The organism is Advenella sp. EE-W14 (assembly GCF_012923605.1).
Taxonomy (GTDB): domain Bacteria; phylum Pseudomonadota; class Gammaproteobacteria; order Burkholderiales; family Burkholderiaceae_B; genus Advenella; species Advenella alkanexedens.
Window position 1 is genome coordinate 105605 of sequence record NZ_JAAVNG010000013.1, and the last position, 19124, is coordinate 124728.

Below are 19124 nucleotides of genomic sequence, written 5' to 3' on the forward strand. Positions count from 1 at the left end.
CATCCCTGTTATCCGTTTTCAGACACAGGCCTGTGTATTTTGCACGAGGCCTGCGACAGGATGAAGACACACAGATCGGCATAACTCATCCCTTCCGCTTTCGCTCCCATCGGCACCAGCGAATGAGTGGTCATGCCCGGTGAGGTGTTGATTTCAAGCAACCAGGGCTGGTTTTGGGCATCAAGCATAATATCGACCCGCGCCCATCCTTCACATCCAAGGGCCCGATAGGCCTGTACGGCAATGCCCTGGATCCGGCTGGCCAGCTCGGGGGCCAAATTGGCCGGACATTCATAACGCGTATCGTTTGAAATGTATTTATGCTCAAAATCATAATTGCCGTCTGGGGCAAAAATTTCAATCACCGGTAAGGCCCGGGCATCTTCCCCTTTACCCACCACGGGAATGGTCAGCTCACGGCCAACCACAAACTGCTCGGCCAATAGTTCATGATCAAAATTAATGACCTGCCTGAAAGCCTCATGCAACTCATCCGGTTCGCTGACTTTATACAGCCCCAGAGTCGAGCCTTCATGCGGCGCCTTGAGGATCAGGGGTAGCCCCAGTTCGGCACAAGCGGCATCGGTATCGGCCAGGTTCCTGACCACTTTGTATCTGGGGGTTGGCAAGCCTTGCTCAAGCCAGACGCGCTTGGTCATGATTTTATTCATTGCCAGGCTTGAGGCCATCACACCGCTACCGGTATAAGGAATACCCAATAATTCGAGTGCCCCCTGCAGCGTGCCATCTTCTCCATAACGACCATGCAAGGCAATAAAAACACGATCAAAATTCTGTGCCGCCAATTCTGCCAGGCTTTGCTTACCGGTATCAAACAGATGGGCGTCTATCCCCTTGCTTTGCAAGGCCGACAAAACACCTTCACCCGATTGCAGGGAAACCGTTCTCTCGGCTGAGTGGCCACCATACAAAATGCCGACTTTGCCAAATTCGTGCGTCATACCAACTCTCCAATTTGCCCGGGAACCTTACTGATTGAACCCGCTCCCATGACCACTACCACATCACCATCCCTGACAAAATCAATAATTGCCTGTGGCATTTCACTTACGTCTTCAATGAAAACCGGTTCCAGTTTCCCCGCCACACCAATTCCCCGCGCCAGGGCACGACCATTGGCAGCCACAATGGGCGTCTCACCGGCAGCATATACCTCTGTCAGCACAACCGCGTCAGCACTATTCAAGACTTTTACAAAATCCTCAAAACAATCGCGCGTACGGGTATAACGATGTGGCTGAAAGGCCAGAACCAGACGACGATCGGGCCAGGCGCCACGCGCTGCCGCGATAGTGGCAGCCATTTCCACCGGATGGTGTCCATAATCGTCGATGACCGTAAACTGACCGCCCCCATTTTTCTCGGGAATATTGAAGTCACCCGTATGGGAAAAGCGGCGTCCAACACCATTAAATCCTTTTAAGGCTGAAACAATAGCCTCATCAGGCAAATCCAGCTCGGTTGCCACGGCAATCGCGCCCAGGGCATTCAACACATTATGGCGGCCCGGCAGGTTCAGGGTGATGCTCAAGGTGGGCAACCACTCATCAACCCGGATACGGCGAATAACGTCAAAGCACATCATGGTACCTTCTGCACGCACATTGACTGCCTGAAAATGGGAATCATCGCTAAACCCGTAGGTGGTGACCGGACGGGAAATGAAGGGGATGATTTTACGAACATTGTCATCATCGTTACACAGAATTGCACTACCATAAAACGGCAGCCGCTGGGTGAACTCCACAAACGCGCTGCGCAAGCGGGCAATATCATGACTGTAAGTGTCCATGTGATCGGCATCAATATTGGTAATGATGGCCATGACCGGTAATAAATTCAAAAACGAAGCATCCGATTCATCCGCTTCCACCACAATATAGTCACCCTGCCCCAGACGCGCATTGGCACCGGCCGAATTCAGCCGCCCGCCAATCACAAAAGTCGGATCAAGACCGGCTGCCGCCAGCACACTGGCCACCAGACTGGTCGTGGTGGTTTTGCCATGGGTGCCGGCAATGGCGATCCCTCTTTTCAAACGCATTAATTCCGCCAGCATGATGGCCCGGGGCACCACTGGAATTTGTCGGGCCCGGGCAGCAAGCACCTCAGGGTTACTGTTGGCCACAGCGGTTGACGTCACAATCGCATCGGCATCCCGCACGTTCTCCGCCTGATGCCCAATATGAATGATGGCACCCAAATTGGCCAAACGGCGCGTGACGGCCGACTCCTGCAAATCGGAGCCGCTGATGCGATAGCCCAGATTGAGCAATACTTCGGCGATGCCGCTCATGCCAGAGCCACCAATGCCAACAAAATGGATATTTCTTATCCTGTGTTTCATTTTTTATCCTTAACTACACTGGCGCACACATCCGCGATCAGCTGTGTAGCGTCAGTTCGTGCACATTGCCTTGCCTTTTCGGCAACGGCCTGCAATTCATGACGTGTTTTATCCTGTAACCAGGATGACAGCCATTCGGCTGATAATTCTTTTTGCGCTTTGGACCACGCCGCATTTTCACGGACAAGCCACTGTGCATTGGCCGTTTGATGATCATCAATCGCATGTGGCAGGGGAATAAACAAGGCAGCCACCCCGATCGCAGCCACCTCGGCAACCGTCATGGCACCCGCACGGCAAATAAGCAAATCAGCGGCTGACATGGCTGCCGCCATATCGGAAATGAACGCCACGCACTCAGCTTCCACCCCCAGATCGGCGTAGGTTTTTTTCAGGGTATCAAGATGTTGGGCGCCAGACTGATGCACAACATGAGGGCGCGTCTGCGGTGCCATGCCGGCCAATGCCTGGGGCACAATAGTGTTCAGGGCATGCGCCCCCAAACTGCCCCCCACCACCAAAATATTCAGACGCCCCGAACGATTCCCGTAACGCTGGGCCGGAGTCGGTGTGGCAAGCAAATCCGTGCGTACCGGATTACCCACCATTTTCCCCTTGGGCAATACACCAGGAAACCCGGACAACACACGGGTGGCCACCTTGGCCAGCCATTTATTGGCGGTACCTGCCACGGCATTCTGCTCATGAACCACCAAAGGAATACCACGCAAAGCTGCCATCATACCACCCGGAAAAGCCACATAGCCGCCCATACCCAGGACAACCGAAGGTTTTTCCCTGGCCAGAATTTTCCAGGCCTGGGTACTGGCCTGCAACAGGGTAAACGGCAATTTGACAATAGCCGCAATGCCCTTGCCCCGAACCCCTGAAAAAGTCATGGGTACCAAAGTAAAACCATGCGCAGGCACCAGCTTGCCTTCCATTTTGGAGGGATCGCCCAACCAGACGACACACCAACCGCGCGCCTGCATTTCATGTGCCACGGCCAGCCCTGGCATGATATGCCCGCCCGTTCCGCCTGCCATGACCAATAATGTTGGCTGTTTCATGAGTACGACCTTTTATTTTCTTTGTTGACAGGCCGGCCACGCATCATTTGACGGACCTCGTAATCAACGCGCATCAACATGGCAATCGCAATCAGATTCATGACGATAGAAGACCCCCCATAGCTGACCAGCGGCAAGGTCAGACCCTTGGTCGGCAACAGACCCAGGCAAACCCCCAGATTAATAAATGCCTGCACACCAAACCAGACACCAACCCCCTGGGCCACCAGGCCATTGAACTCGCGATCCATCGCAATGGCAGAACGGCCAATATCAAAGCTTTTTTTAACAATGATGAAAAACAGCACCACCACCAGGAAAATCCCGACAAAGCCCAGCTCTTCGCCCACCACTGCAATAATAAAATCAGTATGTGCCTCGGGCAAATAATGCAATTTTTCAATGCTTGAACCCAGACCAACCCCGAACCATTCTCCGCGCCCGATGGCAATCAGGGAGTGCACCAGCTGGTAAGCACTGGATTGCACGTTTGATTCATGAAACGGCTCAAGATAGGCCATGATTCGCTCCAGTCGCCAGGGAGCAAAAACAATCATCGATACAAACAAGACAACCAGTGCACCAATGGCAAAAACAAAAAGTCCAAGATTAATGCCCCCAAGAAACAGGATCCCAACAGCAATCGACACCGTTACCATTAAAGCCCCCAAATCGGGCTCAAGCAACAAGAGTGTGGCGACCGCTACCAATGCCAGGGCCATGGGAATAAAGCCACGAATAAAATCCTGCATGTATTTCTGCTTACGCACCGTGTAATCGGCGGCAAAGAGCAACATGGCCACCTTCATGAGCTCGGATGGCTGAAAGTTGATGGGGCCAATGGGAAGCCAGCGTGAAGCGCCATTGACCTCTTTGCCAATAAACGGCACCAGAACCAGAACCAGCAGCAGCATTGCAAACAGAAAAATCCGGAAAGCGTTTTTTTCCCAGAAGCTCATGGGTACAGTCAGCGTCAGAAAAAACAGAAACACGCCCACTGTAATATAAATCCCATGACGGAGGGCGAAGTAATACCGGCCCAAATTGGCATACTTGGGCCCATCGGCCAATGCAATAGAGGCGGAAAACACCATAATCAGACCAAACAACAACAAGGCAGAGACCGCAACGCCCAACAGCAAATCATAATTGCGCATGGTCGTACGACCCGGCTTGACCGCACTGACACTGGAACGCAGCTCTGCCAGCAAACTCATGCCACCTCTCCGTTTTCAAGGGCCAGCTCGTTGACAGCATCAATGAAGGCATTGCCACGATGATTGTAATTTTTGAACATATCCATACTGGCACAGGCGGGTGATAACAACACCACATCGGTTTCCTGCGCATGATCCAGCGCAATACTGACAGCCTCTTCAAGCGACACGGCATGAAGACATGGCACACCGGCAGGTGCCAAAGCCTGCTCAATAACACGGGCGTCCTGCCCGATCAGAACAACAGCACGGGCAAAGCGCGCCACCGGTGTGACCAACGGAGAGAAATCCTGTCCCTTGCCCAGTCCACCGGCAATCAAGACCACCTTGCGACCCATACCCTTGAGGGCCGCGACCGTAGAACCCACATTAGTGCCCTTACTGTCATTGATGAAGTCAACCCCCCGGATGCTTCGAACAAAATTGGTTCGGTGTGGCTCAGCCACGTAATTTCTTAACGCATTCAGCAATGGAGTCCAGCCGATACCCAGTACCCGGCACAGCGCCATGGCCGCCAATGCATTCAGGGCATTATGACGACCTCGCACCAGCATGGCATCTGCCGGCATCAAGCGTTTGAGCACTCCCTGTTTTCTAACCGGGCGTTCCGTGCTTTTTTTTCTTCGGCCACCGGTTTCGGGCAGATTAAACTCATCGGCACTGCTCGCAGCCAGCCACAACATGCCATTACTGTCTTCCAGACCCATATCCCCGTCAAGGACAGGCTCGGTTTCACCGAAAGAGCGTACATTCAGGTCATCGGCAAACGCCACCATGGCACTGACCATTTCATCATCACGATTGATAACGGCCACCCGGCTCATTTTGAGCAGTTTTGCCTTGCAATCGGCATATTCCTGCAAATTGGCATGCCAGTCCAAATGATCCTGGGTAATGTTCAGCACAACCGATGCGTCAGGCTGCAAGGTTTTAACGGTTACCAACTGAAAACTGGATAACTCAAGCACCCAGACATCAGGCAAGGCGTTGGCATCAAGAGCCGCCATCAACGCGGTTAAGGCAGAAGGGCTGATATTGCCCGCTGCCACCGCGACCAGCCCGGCTTCCTGCAACATGTCACGGATCATGGTGGTTACTGTGGTTTTGCCGTTCGTACCGGTAATTCCCAGCACCTTGGGCTCATAAGCCTGTGTTTGCCTTAGCTGTAAAAGTGCGCGGGAAAACAGTTCTACTTCACCCAATATTTCAATATTGCGCTGTTCCGCACGGGCAAGAAAACCGGCCAGCTGTGGCTCGGATGGCACCAGACCCGGACTTAAAACAATTGCGTCAATCCCTTCCAGGGCCTCATCGTCAAAGCTGCGTTCACCCAGGAATTTTTCAAAGGGCAAACCTGTTGCATCCAGCTTGTCCAGGCCCGGCGGGTTGGTTCGGGTATCGGCAATGCGCAAGCGCGCCTGATTACGCAGGCACCATAAAGCGGCAGCAAGACCGGTTTCTCCCAGTCCCAGAACCAGGACCGAGGAAGGAAAAGACAAAACGTTATTTTCTGACTGTGTATTCATCGTAATTTCAATGTTGCCAAACCAAGTAACACCAGCATCATCGTGATAATCCAAAACCGCACCACCACCTGGGTCTCTTTCCAGCCACCCACTTCAAAGTGATGATGCAAAGGTGCCATTCGAAGTATGCGACGCCCTGTACCATATTTTTTCTTGGTGTATTTGAACCAGACAACCTGGAGCATGACCGACAGTGTTTCCACCACGAACACCCCTCCCATGATAAAGAGGACAATTTCCTGCCGGACAATGACAGCCACCGTGCCCAACATGCCCCCCAGCGCCAGCGCACCCACATCGCCCATGAAAACCTGGGCAGGATATGCATTGAACCACAGGAATGCCAAGCCGGCACCAGCCAGGGCGGCACACAAAATCAACATTTCGGAGGCACCTGGAATATAAGGGAACAACAGGTATCGGGAATAGTCAACCCGTCCCACCACGTAGGCAAAAATACCCAAGGCACTGCCCACCATAACGGTGGGCATAATGGCCAGGCCATCTAGACCATCGGTCAGGTTAACCGCATTACTGGTACCCACAATGACCACCCAGGTCAATGCGGCGAAACCAAATACGCCCAGCGGATAACTGACGCTCTTGAAAAAAGGCACGATCAGGTCGGCACGGGATGGTAGCGGCATGCTGAAACCACTTAACACCCATTCCTTGAACAAAGGCCATAAATCGGCATTGGCCGGTGCGGAAACGGCAAATGTCAGATATACCGATGCAATCAGGCCAATCAATGACTGCCAGAAAAATTTTTCCCGCGAGGACATGCCTTCGGGATTGCGATAAACCACTTTGCGATAATCATCCACCCAGCCAATCGCGCCAAACCCGAAAGTCACCAGCATCACCACCCAAACAAACCGGTTGCTTAAGTCTGCCCACAATAAAGTACTGATACCAATCGCGATAAGAATGAGCACCCCCCCCATGGTGGGCGTGCCATTTTTGACCAGATGCGATTCGGGTCCATAAGCCCGGACCGCCTGGCCAATTTTAAGCGCCGTCAATCTCCGGATGACACGCGGGCCGGCCCACAAGCCAATAAACAATGCAGTAGCGCACGCCAGCATGGCTCGCAATGTAATGTATTCAAAAACACCGAAGCCACTTATACTTGTAGACAGCCACCCGAATAACTCATACAGCATCTTGTTCCCCTTCAATGGATGAAGCTTTTTGCAAGTCTGCAATCACACGCTCCATACGCATTGATCGTGATCCTTTCACTAAAATATTTAACGGTTTGAGAATTCTGATGTACGGTGCCATCTGATGAATGTCTTCAAAATGCGTTGCCTGTGAACCAAAGGCTTGTACAGTTTGCCTGGATGCCTTGCCATAAGCCAGCAAGTAATCAATACCTTTTTCTTTGGCATAGAGCCCCACTTCGGCATGCATTTGCGGACCATCATCACCCACTTCGGCCATATCTCCCAGCACCAGCACCCTGGACCCGGGCAATCGTGACAGGACATCGATGGCAGCACGAACAGAATCAGGGTTTGCATTATACGAGTCATCAAGCAATTTTGTGCCGTCAGAAAGCACAAATCCCTGCATTCGTCCCTTAACGGGGCTAAATTTTTGTAACCCAATGATAATCGTATCCACAGGTATACCGATCGCCAGCGCACAGGCAGTGGCTGCCAATGCATTGCGCACATTATGATGGCCCGGAATATTCAATGAAACCTGAGCGGAGGCACTTGGGGTCACCAGCAAAAAACGACTGCCATTGATATCGGCCACCAACTCTTCGGCAGTAACATCGGCCTGTTCACCAAAACCGAATAAAATCCGACGCCGCTCGCCGGCAATATCGTGCCACAAGGCGGTATAAGGCTCATCGGCAGGAAAAACAGCGACCCCATTGGCATCAAGACCGGCAATCACATCACCGTTTTCAATCGCAACGGCCTCTACCGTTTGCATGAACTCCTGGTGTTCCCTTTGCGCGTTGTTCACCAGTCCGACAGTAGGCCTGGCTAGATCGGTCAGGATGCGGATCTCACCCGGATGATTCATGCCCAATTCAAATACAGCGACCTGATGATTTTCATTCAAGCCCAATAAACTTAAGGGGACACCAATTTGATTATTCAGGTTGCCTTTCGTGGCAATACAATGTGCCGGCCCGACATGTACCTCCAAAATGGCGGCAATCATTTCCTTAGTGGTTGTTTTGCCATTACTGCCTGCCACCCCAATAACCGGGATATCAAACAGGGAGCGCCAGGCCTTGCCCATCAATTCAAGCGCCCTGCCCGTATCGGCCACCAGCACCTGGGGCAGATCGATATCCGGATTCTTGCGGCTGACAACCGCCAACCATGCGCCCGCTTGCTGAACCTGTCCCAGAAAATCATGGGCATCAAAATTTTCACCGACAAGGGCAATGAATATCTGCCCTTTGCCAATACTGCGTGAATCGGTGGAGACACCGCTTGCATGACGCAAGGCCAATGCCAGTACAGACCACTCACGATCATCAAAACAGGTTTTGACATGATTGACTTCCTGATAGGTTTCATGCCCTTTTCCTGCCACCAAAATGACATCTTCGGGCAAGGCATGTAATACCGCCTGTAAAATGGCATAGGCCCGATCAGGCTGAACATGAGGTGAAACAGGCATGCCGGCCAGGATGTCGGCCAGAATCCGCTCAGGATTTTCGGTACGGGGATTATCGCTGGTCACATAAACCAGATCGGCTTTTTGCGAAGCAATTTTACCCATGACAGGACGTTTGGTTTTATCCCGGTCACCACCGCAACCAAAAATGCAAACCAACCGTCCTTTCCGGGCCCGGGCGGTTGGCCTCAAGGCATCGAGCGCGCGCTCCAGCGAGTCGGGTGTATGCGAGTAATCCACCACCACCAAAGGCTGCATTCCCGCTTCCCCGGCTACCTCCAGGCCTTTCACAATCTGCAATCGACCAGGTACCGGCTCAAGCAACGAGATGGTTTTAACAACATCGGCCAGCGTCCAGCCCATAGCCTGCAACACACCTGCAACCAGTAATAAATTAGAGATATTGTGCTCACCCAGCAAACGGGTCAATACCTGCGCCTCGCCCTGCGGGCTGAACAAATCGAAAGCCAGTCCGTAATCATCAAAACGGTGCTCTTTGGCAAGAATCCTGGCATCTACATGATTTTTCAAGGAGTAACCAATCGTGTTTTCGGCACGGGAGTCTAGAAATATGCGCTCACCGGCCGGATCATCCAGGTTGATCACGGCATGCTGCAAGCCGGGCCAATGAAACAGACGCATTTTGGCCCGCTCGTATTCTGCCATGTCCTTGTGATAATCAAGGTGGTCAAGGGTCAGATTGGAAAAGGCGGCAATCCGGATACGCAATCCGTCCATACGCCCCTGATCCAGGCCGATGGAAGAGGCCTCGATAGACACCGCATTAATTTCCCTGTCTCGTAACTCTGCCAGCAAACGATGCAAGGTCAGCACATCAGGGGTCGTTAGTGAACCACCCAAATTGGTATTATCGGGCAATACCATGCCCAGTGTGCCAATGGTGGCACACGGCACGCCATTGGCGGTCAGCGCTCTGGCCAACCAGGTGGCACAAGAGGTTTTTCCGTTCGTGCCGGTAACTGCAATCACAAAAACCTGTTCCGATGGATGTCCGTACCAGATGTCACCCAACTCACCCAGCAATTGCCTTAAACCCGGCACGCCCAATACCGGCACCGGATAAGCGGTATTGACCGGCGGGCCACTGGATTGCTCAAGCAAAACAGCCGCGGCACCCTTTACGATTGCATCTTCAATGTACGCAGCGCCGTTTTGTGAGGTTCCGACACAGGCAACAAAGACATCCCCTTTACAGATGTCCCTGGAGTCAAGCCGAAGGTGCGCCGTGGATGCCACATGCTGTGTTAACCAATGTAATATGAATGGTATGGTCATCCGCGATTTCTCCTGCCTGTCGTGTTCTGACTTTTTGCTTCCAATGAGGGCTCTACCGGCAAATCTGGCGGAACCGTGAGATACTTCAAGGTTCCTTCAATGATTTCCGCCGCAACCGGCCCCGCATTGAGGGTACCGTAATAACCGGCTTTTTTCGGCCTGTTAACGGTTACGGCCACCACAATCCTGGGTTTTGAAATAGGCGCAACAGCAACAAATGAGCCCCGATAATCAGAGCGGCTATAACGCCCGTTGACAATCTGCCTTGCGGTTCCACTTTTTCCGCCAATACGATAGCCGTTAACCATTGCCTGGATTTTATTACCTTCCATACCCACCGACTCTTCGAGCATGGCCCTGACATCACGAGCCGTTTGCGGTTTATAAATCTGAATACTGGTGGGTTTCTTGTCATTTTTAATCAATGACAGGGAGATCATGTCTCCGTCACGGGCCAGTGTTGTAAATGCCTTGGCAATCTGCAACAGGGATACCGACAAACCATATCCATAGGACATGGTGGCCTTTTCAATCAGCTTCCAACGCTCCCATGGCCGGACACGTCCCGAAGCCGCACCGGGAAAAGCGATGTTGGGAACCTGTCCGAAACCCAGGGCATTGAATACGGTCCACATTTGTTCCGAACGCAAACGCTCGGAAATCATGGTCATGCCAATATTACTTGAGCGACGTAAAATACCTGACACATTCAGCGTGCCATTACGGGAACTGACATCGGTAATGGTGGCCCCCTGGTAGCGGTAAGAGCCGGTTCCTGTATTGAACAAGGTGTTTTTGGTAATGACACCGGCATCCAGCGCCAGAGCGGATACCAATGGCTTGATAATGGAGCCCGGCTCAAAGGTATCGGTAATGACCCGATTCCTGAGTGCGGAACCTTTACGCTCGGACTGCATATTGGGATCGTAAGACGGCACACTGACCATGGCCAATATTTCACCATTATTCGTGTCAATGACCACGGCTCCGGCCGATTCGGCCTCATGCTTTTTCATGGCTTTTTCCAGGGCTTGCATGGTCAGAAGTTGAATATGCCCGTCTATGGTCAGCGTGACATCCGCACCATCGGTGGCCGGCTCCACTTCCTGGACATCTTCGATAATACGTCCGATACGGTCGCGCAAGACCCGACGCAACCCCGGCTTGCCCCGCAATGATTCGTTCATTTGCAGCTCAATGCCTTCAATTCCCCGGTCTTCGATATTGGTAAATCCAACCACATGAGCGGTCAACGCACCCTGCGGATAAGACCGTTTGGACTCGGGTAAAGAATGAATCCCGGGAATGCCCAGCTCTTTAATCTGCTTGCCGATATCCGTCGGAATCTGCCGTTTCAGATAGACAAATGTTTTGTCCAGGTTCTTCAGTCTTTCCTGCAGGTCTTTCAAAGACATATCCAACAGTTTGGCCAAAGCGCCCAGCTGCTGGGGGCTTGCCTTGCTGGTTTCCTCGGGGATACTCCAGACGGCTACCGCGGGTGTGCTGGTTGCCAGAAACTCACCATTACGGTCGGTAATCAGTCCACGGGTGGCCGGCAGCTGCAGCGTACGCTCAAATCGTTTTTCGCCTTCCGCCTGCAAGAACTCGGTACTCATGATCTGGATATACAGCGCCTTGCCAATTACTGCCAAAAAACCCAGGGAAATCAGGAAAAAAAGAACGCGCGCGCGCCACCTGGGGATTTGCACATGCAAAACCGGACTGCTGTAATGGCGGGAATAGGCGTTTTCTCTGGATCGTTTGAACAACTCAGGGATTTTGTTTTTGCCGAATTTAAGCATTTGGCTTCCCTTTTATTGGTTACTCTGTTGCGTCGCAGGTGAGGCCGGACTATTCGCCAGCTCAGAATCTTTGATATAAATAATTTGACCGATATGCGGTATTTGCATGTTCAATTTTTGGGTTGTTACCTGTTGAATCCGTGCATTAGTCGTTAATTTTGCCCGCTCAAGCTGCAAGTAACGCCAATCTATACCCAGTTCATTTTCCACCGCCTGCGCTCGCCCCAGATCGACATACAGCAGACGTTGCTGATATCGAACCGACACCAGAGAAGCAGCACTGTAAACAAACCAACACACCAGCAGCAATAAACCTAACCGCGCCATGAACCCCTCCGTTTGCCAGACTGGTTACCCGGTGTGAGCGGCCTGCTGACAAAGGCATCAGCATCCGTCAATGCCGTTTCTGTTCTTTGCGCGACCCGCAACACTGCAGAGCGAGAACGGGGATTGGCCACCACCTCTTCCGAAGCCGCCAATACCTTACCCAGACTTTTAAGCACCGGTTGTGGCATTTCACTTTCTCGTAAAGGTAAACGTGCAAAATCGGCACCAGGCTTGGCCGCTGCCGCGATACACTGTTTAACCATGCGATCTTCAAGCGAGTGAAAACTGATCACCGACATCCTTCCACCTGGTGCCAACAATCTTAAAACTGACGCGAGGGTGTTCGCCAGCTCCTCGAGCTCTTGATTGATGTGAATCCGTATAGCCTGAAAGGTACGTGTGGCCGGATGTTGACCTTTTTCCCGCGTCCGGACGACGGTTGAGACGAGCTCGGCAAGTTCGAGCGTGGTGCACAAAGGGCTGGATTGGCGGCGATGATCAATCGCCTTTGCAATCTGGAAAGCAAACCGTTCTTCGCCATAGTGTTTTATAACCTCCTTCATTTCTTCAATACTGGCCTGTGCCAGCCATTCAGCCGCAGTTACGCCACGACTGGTATCCATTCGCATATCCAGCGGCCCTTCCCGCATGAAAGAAAAACCTCTGGATGCATCATCTATCTGTGGGGAAGAAACCCCCAAATCCAATAAAACACCCTGAACCTGGTCAATGCCACGCTGATGCAACTCTTCTTCCATTGAAGAAAAGCCGCCATGAATAATGTTCACCCGGGAATCTTCCTGTTGCAATTGACGTGCCGAGACCATGGCCAGGGGATCTTTGTCAAAAACAAACAGTTTTGCATTGGCTGAAAGCTGGGACAGCAGATAACGACTGTGCCCCCCCCTGCCAAACGTGCCATCCACGAAAACACCATCTTTATTGCCAGGAGGCAATAAATCGTGAATCCATTTGGCCTTTACATTGAATTCATCGTGAACCAGCGCATTGACAGTTGCTCCGAGCAACACGGTCTTATGTACGAAACTTTCTGAAATCACAATGAAAAATCATCCAAACTATCTGGTAAACCTTTGGCCAAATCAGCCGCCTGCATGTTCGCAAACATCTGGGCATCCCAAAGATCAAAATGCCTGCCCATGCCAACTAAAACAACTTCTTTAATCATTTCTGCAGCAGAGCGCAATTCGGGAGCAATGAGTACTCGCCCTGCTCCGTCTATTTCCACATCCTGGGCGTTACCCAATAACAGACGCTGGACATGACGGGCGGACATTGGCAATTGCATGATGACTTCACGCTTTTCTTCCCACACGGGGCGGGGGTAAACCAGCAAGCCACCATCAAAATTGCGGGTAATGGTCAGGGCACCTTGGGCGGATTCCATTAGGGCATCACGATACCGGGCAGGAATGGTCATCCTTCCCTTGGCATCTAAGGTGAGTGCACTATTTCCCTGGAAAACCAATTTTTCCCCACTTTTTTCCACATTTCCCTACTTTTCCCCACTTTAAGACAAGGCTGATATTTGGTCAAGCTTTATTTATTGACTTTTTCCAATAACTACAACGACTTAGCGTTACCTGACGAAAATGGAAAATAGAAAGACCTTTAGAAATCAAGCTCTTAAAATAGAAAGTGAAAGTAAGGCAAGAGATATCGTAAAAACTGTATATTAATTTTTATCATTTCTTAACAGTTCTTGAGAAATTACCATGAACCACCAGCCCTTCACCCGGTCATGGCGAGGGTTTACAACCTATAAGAAAAGAACTGGCAAAGTGAGCCTATAAGCCGGATTCTGTAAACCAGTAAACTGGTTGGCAATCATTCCTCTGGACGCATCATTGCTGATGCGTTCTAGCCATCTACCCGCATGTTTGGACGAGCCGCCCTTCCTGGCAGAACCAGACACATGCCTATTTGATGTTGCTCCGGATAGAGGTTACCGCGTTTCACCCTGCGGCGTTATTGCCTTGCGGCAATGCCATACGGAAGTCGCCGTATCAGTGCACTTGCGTGCCCACGCTGCAGTCTCGTCTCTGTGGCCCTGTTCCTCGGTTACTTGCGCAACCGGACGGCTGTTAGCCGCTATCCTGCCCTATGGAGTCCGGACGTTCCTCGAGGATAAAACCCCCGCGATTGCCCAGCCCACTTTGCCAGAAATGCATTTTAACCGACTTATTCCCGCCAAAGGTGTTAAAGTCCTTTTATCCCAAAAGAATAAAAAACCGTTTACCCAATATTTTAGATCTACTTTATGGCAGCACAAACTCTTATCACATTAATCAATGCTCATCTGGCATATGGCCACCACGCTCTGCTCGATAACGCCAACCTTACCATCCAGGAATCCGAAAGAATCGGTCTGATCGGCCGCAATGGCGCTGGCAAATCCTCATTACTGCGCATTCTTGACGGCCGTACCGAAGCCGATGACGGTGAAATCTCAAAGATGGGTTCATTGCGCGTCATTACCGTTGAGCAGGAACCCGTCCTTAACGATTATCAAACCGTTTATGAAAATATCTGTGGCAATATCCTTGACTCCGAAGACTGGGCCCGACCGGCCCGTGCCAGTGCAATCATCGAAAAACTGGGCCTGAATCCTGACATGCTGGTCAAGGGATTGTCGGGTGGCACCCGCAAACGCATAGCCCTGGCCCGCGCTTTTATCGAGGCCCCCGATTTACTGCTTCTTGACGAACCCACCAACCATCTGGACTTTGAGGGCATACTATGGCTGGAACAAATGATACAAAGCAGTCGTTCCGCCTGCGTGATCATTACCCACGACCGACGCTTCCTTGATGCCGTCACCACCCGCATCATAGAACTGGATCGCGGCCAGCTACACAGTTTCCCTGGCAATTTCAGCCAATGGCAGGCACGCAAAGCGGAATGGCTTGAAGCCGAAAAACTGCAAAACGAACGTTTTGACAAATTCCTGGCCCAGGAAGAAGTCTGGATTCGCAAAGGGGTTGAAGCCCGACGCACTCGCAACGAAGGCCGGGTCAGACGCCTTGAAGCATTACGCCGCGAACGCAGTGAACGTCGTGAACGTGTTGGAAACGTCAACCTGGCTGTTTCCATGGGTGAAAAATCCGGTAAACTAGTGGCTGAACTGGAAAACGTCAGCCACACCTTCGGTGACAAAACCGTTATCAAAAACTACTCCACCACCATCATGCGTGGTGACCGGATTGGCTTAATTGGCCCCAACGGTGCCGGTAAAACCACACTGCTCAAAATCATTCTGGGCAAACTGTCCCCCACTGAGGGAAAAGTCAAGCTGGGCACCAACCTGTCGATTGCCTATTTTGACCAAATGCGTGAACAACTGGATGAAAATGCCGTTCTTACCGAAGTGATCAATCCAGGCAGTGAGTGGATTGAAATCGGTCAACAGCGCAAACACGTCATGAGTTATCTGGGTGATTTCCTGTTCTCACCGGCCCGTGCGCAATCCCCTGTTTCCAGCCTGTCGGGTGGTGAAAGGGCACGGCTGCTACTGGCTCGGCTGTTTGCCCGGCCTGCCAACGTTCTGGTCATGGACGAGCCAACCAACGACCTGGATATTGAAACCCTGGAACTGCTTGAGGAATTACTTCAGGACTTTAATGGCACGGTTCTACTGGTCAGCCACGACCGAACTTTCCTGAATAATGTGATCACACAAACCATTGCCTATGAAGGAGATGGGCAGTGGCGGGATTACGTGGGGGGTTATGATGACTGGCTTGAACAGCGGCCCGCAGACGTGGCGGACAAACTGGCAGGCAAGCCAGGCGGCACCGATAAAAAAGCTGAAACAACACCAGCCGTTAACACGCCTGCCCAGCCAAAATCACGCCCAAACCGTTCCCGCATTAGCAGCTGGGAGCTCAAGGAGCTGGAATCCCTGCCCGAGGAAATTTCCAAACTGGAAGCGGAACAGGCAGAGCTGACCGCCAAACTTTCCGACCCGGAACTCTACAAAGACGGCTCGGACACGGCTAACGGCATTAACCTTCGTCTGCAAGAGCTGGAAGAAGAGCTGCTTAAGCTTTTTGACCGCTGGGAACAGCTCGAAGCCAAGAAAGAAACCAGTTAGGCTATTGGCCTGGCCTGACGGTGTTATTGCTTGACAATAGCAATCGCCAGGCCATCCCAGCCTTTAGACCCCAGGGTCTGAAAAGCGGTCACGGTTAGACGAGGGTTGTCCACCATATCATCAAAAAACCGGCGCAGCCCCCGGATATTATCCGCCTTGCCACTATCATCCAGTATTTTGGCCTGTCGAACCACATTATCAGCCACAATGACTGTGCCCGGTCGTGACAGCTTCAGGGCATAATCCAGATAGACCGGATTATTTTCCTTGTCAGCATCGATAAAAATAAAATCAAACGGGGCTTGCTTTGCTTGCACCATTTGCTCAAGCGTTTCAGCCGCGACACCTTGTCTGATTTCAACCTTGTCCTGCAAACCGGCCATATTCAGGCTTTCACGGGCAATTCTGATATAACTCTCATCAAAATCCAACGTAACCAGGCGACCATCATCGGGCAAGGCCAACCCCATCCAAACGGTACTGTATCCACCCAGGGTACCAATTTCCAGGACGCGCCGGGCCGCATTCATCCTGATCAGCATATGAAGCAGCTTGCCTTGATTGGGTGCCACATTAATTGCGGGAATATTGTTTTTCTTGCAATGCTCAAGCACTTTTTCAGGAATCACATCTTCTTTCAGAAACAACTGATTGAAGTAGTCATCAACCTGTTTATAACGTTCTTCGGTAATTTGAATTTTATGTTTAGCCAAAGCGATGTCCATTAATGCTTATGGCCTGGTCGGGTTGAGTGTTTACCCCACCCGAAGCAGGCATTCATTCAAGAACCTTTCAATGTCAATCCCAAACGGAATGAAAACGCCAGGATTGCCGTATATGTATGTATCACTGAATTATTTCATTTTCCAGTTCAGGTTTTCACCAGCCGCCAAGGGAACCAGGGTGGTATTGTCAGCATAAGGCAACTCTGCCGGAATATTATATTCGATACGCTCCAGGGTAATGAAGTCCTGATTGCGTGGCAAACCATAAAAATCCGGTCCATTCAGACTTGCAAAAGCCTCAAGTTTATCCAGCTTGCCAGCCAGTTCAAAGGCAGTGGCATAAAGCTCCATGGCATGTATGGCAGTGTAACAGCCGGCACAGCCACAGGCATGCTCTTTAAGACCTTTGGCATGCGGAGCACTGTCTGTGCCCAGGAAAAAGCGTGTACTGTCACTGGTGGCTGCCTCAAGCAAGGCCAAGCGATGCTTTTCACGCTTTAATACGGGAAGACAGTAGTAATGTGGACGAATACCACCGGTAAAAATGGCATTCCGGTTATAAAGCAGATGGTGGGCGGTAATGGTTGCCGCCACAGGCCCTTGTGCATCACGTACATAGTGTGCACCTTCCTGTGTGGTGATGTGCTCAAACACCACTTTCAGCTCAGGAAAATCACGACGCAAGGGAATCATGACTTGATCAATAAAAACCGCTTCGCGATCAAACAGGTCTATGTTTGGATCGGTGACCTCACCATGAACCAGCAAAGGCATGCCATGTTTTTGCAACGCCTCAAGTGCCGGACGACATTTACCCAATAAATCGGTCACGCCTGCATCCGAGTTGGTTGTGGCACCGGCAGGATATAATTTCACGGCATGAATAAAGCCCGATTCGGCTGCCTTTTGAATTTCCTCTGCCGAGGTATTATCGGTTAAATATAAGGTCATCAGCGGCTCGAATTTGCCTTCGTAGCCCGTTTTTTCCAATGCATTTTCAATTCTTGTTTTATAGGCCGTCGCCAGCGCCACAGTCGTCACGGGAGGGCGTAAATTCGGCATGACAATCGCACGGGCAAATTGCCGGGCACTATCGGCAATGACAGACTCAAGCGCCAGCCCGTCACGCAAGTGCAGGTGCCAGTCGTCGGGGCGTTTTAAGGTAATTGAATGATCGGTGATTTGCATGAGATTGAATATTAAAAGCAGAGTGTCGATGGAATAATCATGCACTATAACTAAAATATGTCTTCTTTACCCAATATTAATGTCCTGCTGCCAAATTTTACTGGTGGAAAGCGGGTATTAAATCGAATTTTCAAGGGGTATGAATATATACAATAATGGTTAATTATCGCTAATTTACCCAGGCAAAGGTCTCAAAAACCATTTGAAGCAAAATATACTTAAAAAATGCTAGGCAAGCTTCCTATTACACGTTATTCTCTAATACATACATGCTATATAACCCTGCCTTTAAGGAGAGCCCCAAAATGGCCACAACTAAATCGGAAAAACCTGCACGCAAACCAAACGCAGCGTTTATGAAACCCCTTACTCCAAGCACCGAATTGGCCGCCGTTGTAGGGAGCACACCACTGCCTCGTACAGAAGTTACCAAAAAAATCTGGGAATATATTAAAAAACACGATTTACAAGACCCGCAAAACCGTCGCAATATCAATGCCGACGATAAACTGCGCCCAATCTTTGGTAAAGAGCAGGTCAGCATGTTTGAAATGACCAAACTGGTTAGCACTCACCTTAAGTAAGAAGGTACCAGGCACACAAGCATAAGAAACGGGCACAGGCCCGTTTTTTTATGCCTGCCATTAGCGCCTTCCTCCTCGTTCCCATGCTCCGTGGTAACGCATGGGCCTATCCTTTGACGCGCTCCATGGCAGCAAAGCGGCCCACGAATCGAGCGGGCAATAAAAAAACCCCTTCAGCAGTGCTGAAGGGGTTTTTCGTAATAAAGAGCCTGACGATGACCTACTTTCACGGATGTCCATCCACTATCATCGGCGCGA

The 19124-nt window shown here is 51.1% G+C and carries 15 protein-coding genes and 1 other RNA gene; 2 read left to right on the plus strand and 14 right to left on the minus strand.

Features of this window, described 5'->3' with window-relative positions; genetic code table 11:
• Positions 1-8 precede the first annotated feature (8 nt).
• The 12 genes from HCX92_RS12900 to rnpB all read right to left on the minus strand — a co-directional run bounded on the left by HCX92_RS12900 (position 9) and on the right by rnpB (position 14434).
• Positions 9-962 carry a D-alanine--D-alanine ligase gene (locus HCX92_RS12900; RefSeq protein ID WP_169295363.1) on the minus strand — a complete coding sequence of 318 codons (954 nt, stop codon included), beginning with the start codon at positions 960-962 and terminating at the stop codon, positions 9-11.
• Entirely contained in the window at positions 959-2368 is a 1410-nt protein-coding gene (gene murC, locus HCX92_RS12905) for a UDP-N-acetylmuramate--L-alanine ligase (protein WP_169295364.1), read from the minus strand. The genes HCX92_RS12900 and murC overlap by 4 nt, the downstream gene beginning before the upstream one ends.
• On the minus strand, positions 2365-3438 hold the full coding sequence (murG, locus tag HCX92_RS12910) for an undecaprenyldiphospho-muramoylpentapeptide beta-N-acetylglucosaminyltransferase (protein ID WP_169295365.1): 1074 nt from the start codon (positions 3436-3438) through the stop codon (positions 2365-2367). Before murG ends, murC begins: the two co-directional genes overlap by 4 nt.
• Positions 3435-4655, minus strand: coding sequence for a putative lipid II flippase FtsW (gene ftsW, locus HCX92_RS12915; RefSeq protein WP_169295366.1), 1221 nt, complete (start codon positions 4653-4655; stop codon positions 3435-3437). The genes murG and ftsW overlap by 4 nt, the downstream gene beginning before the upstream one ends.
• Positions 4652-6181: a UDP-N-acetylmuramoyl-L-alanine--D-glutamate ligase gene (gene murD, locus HCX92_RS12920; RefSeq protein WP_169295367.1), complete on the minus strand. Its 1530-nt coding sequence runs from the start codon at positions 6179-6181 to the stop codon at positions 4652-4654. The genes ftsW and murD overlap by 4 nt, the downstream gene beginning before the upstream one ends.
• Positions 6178-7347: a phospho-N-acetylmuramoyl-pentapeptide-transferase gene (mraY, locus tag HCX92_RS12925; protein ID WP_169295368.1), complete on the minus strand. Its 1170-nt coding sequence runs from the start codon at positions 7345-7347 to the stop codon at positions 6178-6180. The genes murD and mraY overlap by 4 nt, the downstream gene beginning before the upstream one ends.
• Complete coding sequence (murF, locus tag HCX92_RS12930; protein ID WP_169295369.1) at positions 7337-10126, minus strand: bifunctional UDP-N-acetylmuramoyl-L-alanyl-D-glutamate--2,6-diaminopimelate ligase MurE/UDP-N-acetylmuramoyl-tripeptide--D-alanyl-D-alanine ligase MurF; 2790 nt, start codon at positions 10124-10126, stop codon at positions 7337-7339. Before murF ends, mraY begins: the two co-directional genes overlap by 11 nt.
• Positions 10123-11928: a penicillin-binding protein 2 gene (locus HCX92_RS12935; RefSeq protein WP_169295370.1), complete on the minus strand. Its 1806-nt coding sequence runs from the start codon at positions 11926-11928 to the stop codon at positions 10123-10125. Before HCX92_RS12935 ends, murF begins: the two co-directional genes overlap by 4 nt.
• 12 nt (positions 11929-11940) lie before the next feature.
• The gene (ftsL, locus tag HCX92_RS12940) at positions 11941-12255 is read right to left on the minus strand and encodes a cell division protein FtsL (RefSeq protein ID WP_169295371.1); all 315 of its coding nucleotides are present in this window, start codon (positions 12253-12255) and stop codon (positions 11941-11943) included.
• Complete coding sequence (gene rsmH / locus HCX92_RS12945; RefSeq protein WP_169295389.1) at positions 12243-13313, minus strand: 16S rRNA (cytosine(1402)-N(4))-methyltransferase RsmH; 1071 nt, start codon at positions 13311-13313, stop codon at positions 12243-12245. The genes ftsL and rsmH overlap by 13 nt, the downstream gene beginning before the upstream one ends.
• On the minus strand, positions 13313-13696 hold the full coding sequence (locus tag HCX92_RS12950; RefSeq protein WP_246587453.1) for a division/cell wall cluster transcriptional repressor MraZ: 384 nt from the start codon (positions 13694-13696) through the stop codon (positions 13313-13315). Before HCX92_RS12950 ends, rsmH begins: the two co-directional genes overlap by 1 nt.
• Positions 13697-14050: 354 nt before the next feature.
• Positions 14051-14434, minus strand: an RNA gene (gene rnpB / locus HCX92_RS12955) — RNase P RNA component class A.
• 102 nt (positions 14435-14536) lie between these two features.
• Between rnpB and HCX92_RS12960 the strand changes: the two genes are divergently transcribed.
• Positions 14537-16369 carry an ATP-binding cassette domain-containing protein gene (locus HCX92_RS12960; RefSeq protein ID WP_169295373.1) on the plus strand — a complete coding sequence of 611 codons (1833 nt, stop codon included), beginning with the start codon at positions 14537-14539 and terminating at the stop codon, positions 16367-16369.
• Between the two features lie 23 nt (positions 16370-16392).
• Here HCX92_RS12960 and HCX92_RS12965 read toward each other — a convergent pair whose 3' ends face one another.
• Positions 16393-17016: an O-methyltransferase gene (locus HCX92_RS12965; RefSeq protein ID WP_371808424.1), complete on the minus strand. Its 624-nt coding sequence runs from the start codon at positions 17014-17016 to the stop codon at positions 16393-16395.
• Positions 17017-17223: 207 nt separating this feature from the next.
• A complete protein-coding gene (gene pyrC / locus HCX92_RS12970) occupies positions 17224-18282 on the minus strand; it encodes a dihydroorotase (protein WP_169295375.1) in 1059 nt (352 codons plus the stop codon).
• Positions 18283-18587: 305 nt separating this feature from the next.
• On the opposite strand from pyrC, the gene HCX92_RS12975 reads away from it, so the two are divergent.
• On the plus strand, positions 18588-18866 hold the full coding sequence (locus tag HCX92_RS12975; RefSeq protein WP_169295376.1) for an SWIB/MDM2 domain-containing protein: 279 nt from the start codon (positions 18588-18590) through the stop codon (positions 18864-18866).
• Positions 18867-19124 lie beyond the last annotated feature (258 nt).

What these genes read in the sequence shown, in the direction of transcription:
- HCX92_RS12900 (WP_169295363.1), bottom strand. Translation starts at nt 962, where the DNA reads ATGACGCACGAATTTGGCAAAGTCGGCATTTTGTATGGTGGCCACTCA.
- murC (WP_169295364.1), bottom strand. Translation starts at nt 2,368, where the DNA reads ATGAAACACAGGATAAGAAATATCCATTTTGTTGGCATTGGTGGCTCT.
- murG (WP_169295365.1), bottom strand. Translation starts at nt 3,438, where the DNA reads ATGAAACAGCCAACATTATTGGTCATGGCAGGCGGAACGGGCGGGCAT.
- ftsW (WP_169295366.1), bottom strand. Translation starts at nt 4,655, where the DNA reads ATGAGTTTGCTGGCAGAGCTGCGTTCCAGTGTCAGTGCGGTCAAGCCG.
- murD (WP_169295367.1), bottom strand. Translation starts at nt 6,181, where the DNA reads ATGAATACACAGTCAGAAAATAACGTTTTGTCTTTTCCTTCCTCGGTC.
- mraY (WP_169295368.1), bottom strand. Translation starts at nt 7,347, where the DNA reads ATGCTGTATGAGTTATTCGGGTGGCTGTCTACAAGTATAAGTGGCTTC.
- murF (WP_169295369.1), bottom strand. Translation starts at nt 10,126, where the DNA reads ATGACCATACCATTCATATTACATTGGTTAACACAGCATGTGGCATCC.
- HCX92_RS12935 (WP_169295370.1), bottom strand. Translation starts at nt 11,928, where the DNA reads ATGCTTAAATTCGGCAAAAACAAAATCCCTGAGTTGTTCAAACGATCC.
- ftsL (WP_169295371.1), bottom strand. Translation starts at nt 12,255, where the DNA reads ATGGCGCGGTTAGGTTTATTGCTGCTGGTGTGTTGGTTTGTTTACAGT.
- HCX92_RS12950 (WP_246587453.1), bottom strand. Translation starts at nt 13,696, where the DNA reads ATGACCATTCCTGCCCGGTATCGTGATGCCCTAATGGAATCCGCCCAA.
- HCX92_RS12960 (WP_169295373.1), top strand. Translation starts at nt 14,537, where the DNA reads ATGGCAGCACAAACTCTTATCACATTAATCAATGCTCATCTGGCATAT.
- pyrC (WP_169295375.1), bottom strand. Translation starts at nt 18,282, where the DNA reads ATGCAAATCACCGATCATTCAATTACCTTAAAACGCCCCGACGACTGG.
- HCX92_RS12975 (WP_169295376.1), top strand. Translation starts at nt 18,588, where the DNA reads ATGGCCACAACTAAATCGGAAAAACCTGCACGCAAACCAAACGCAGCG.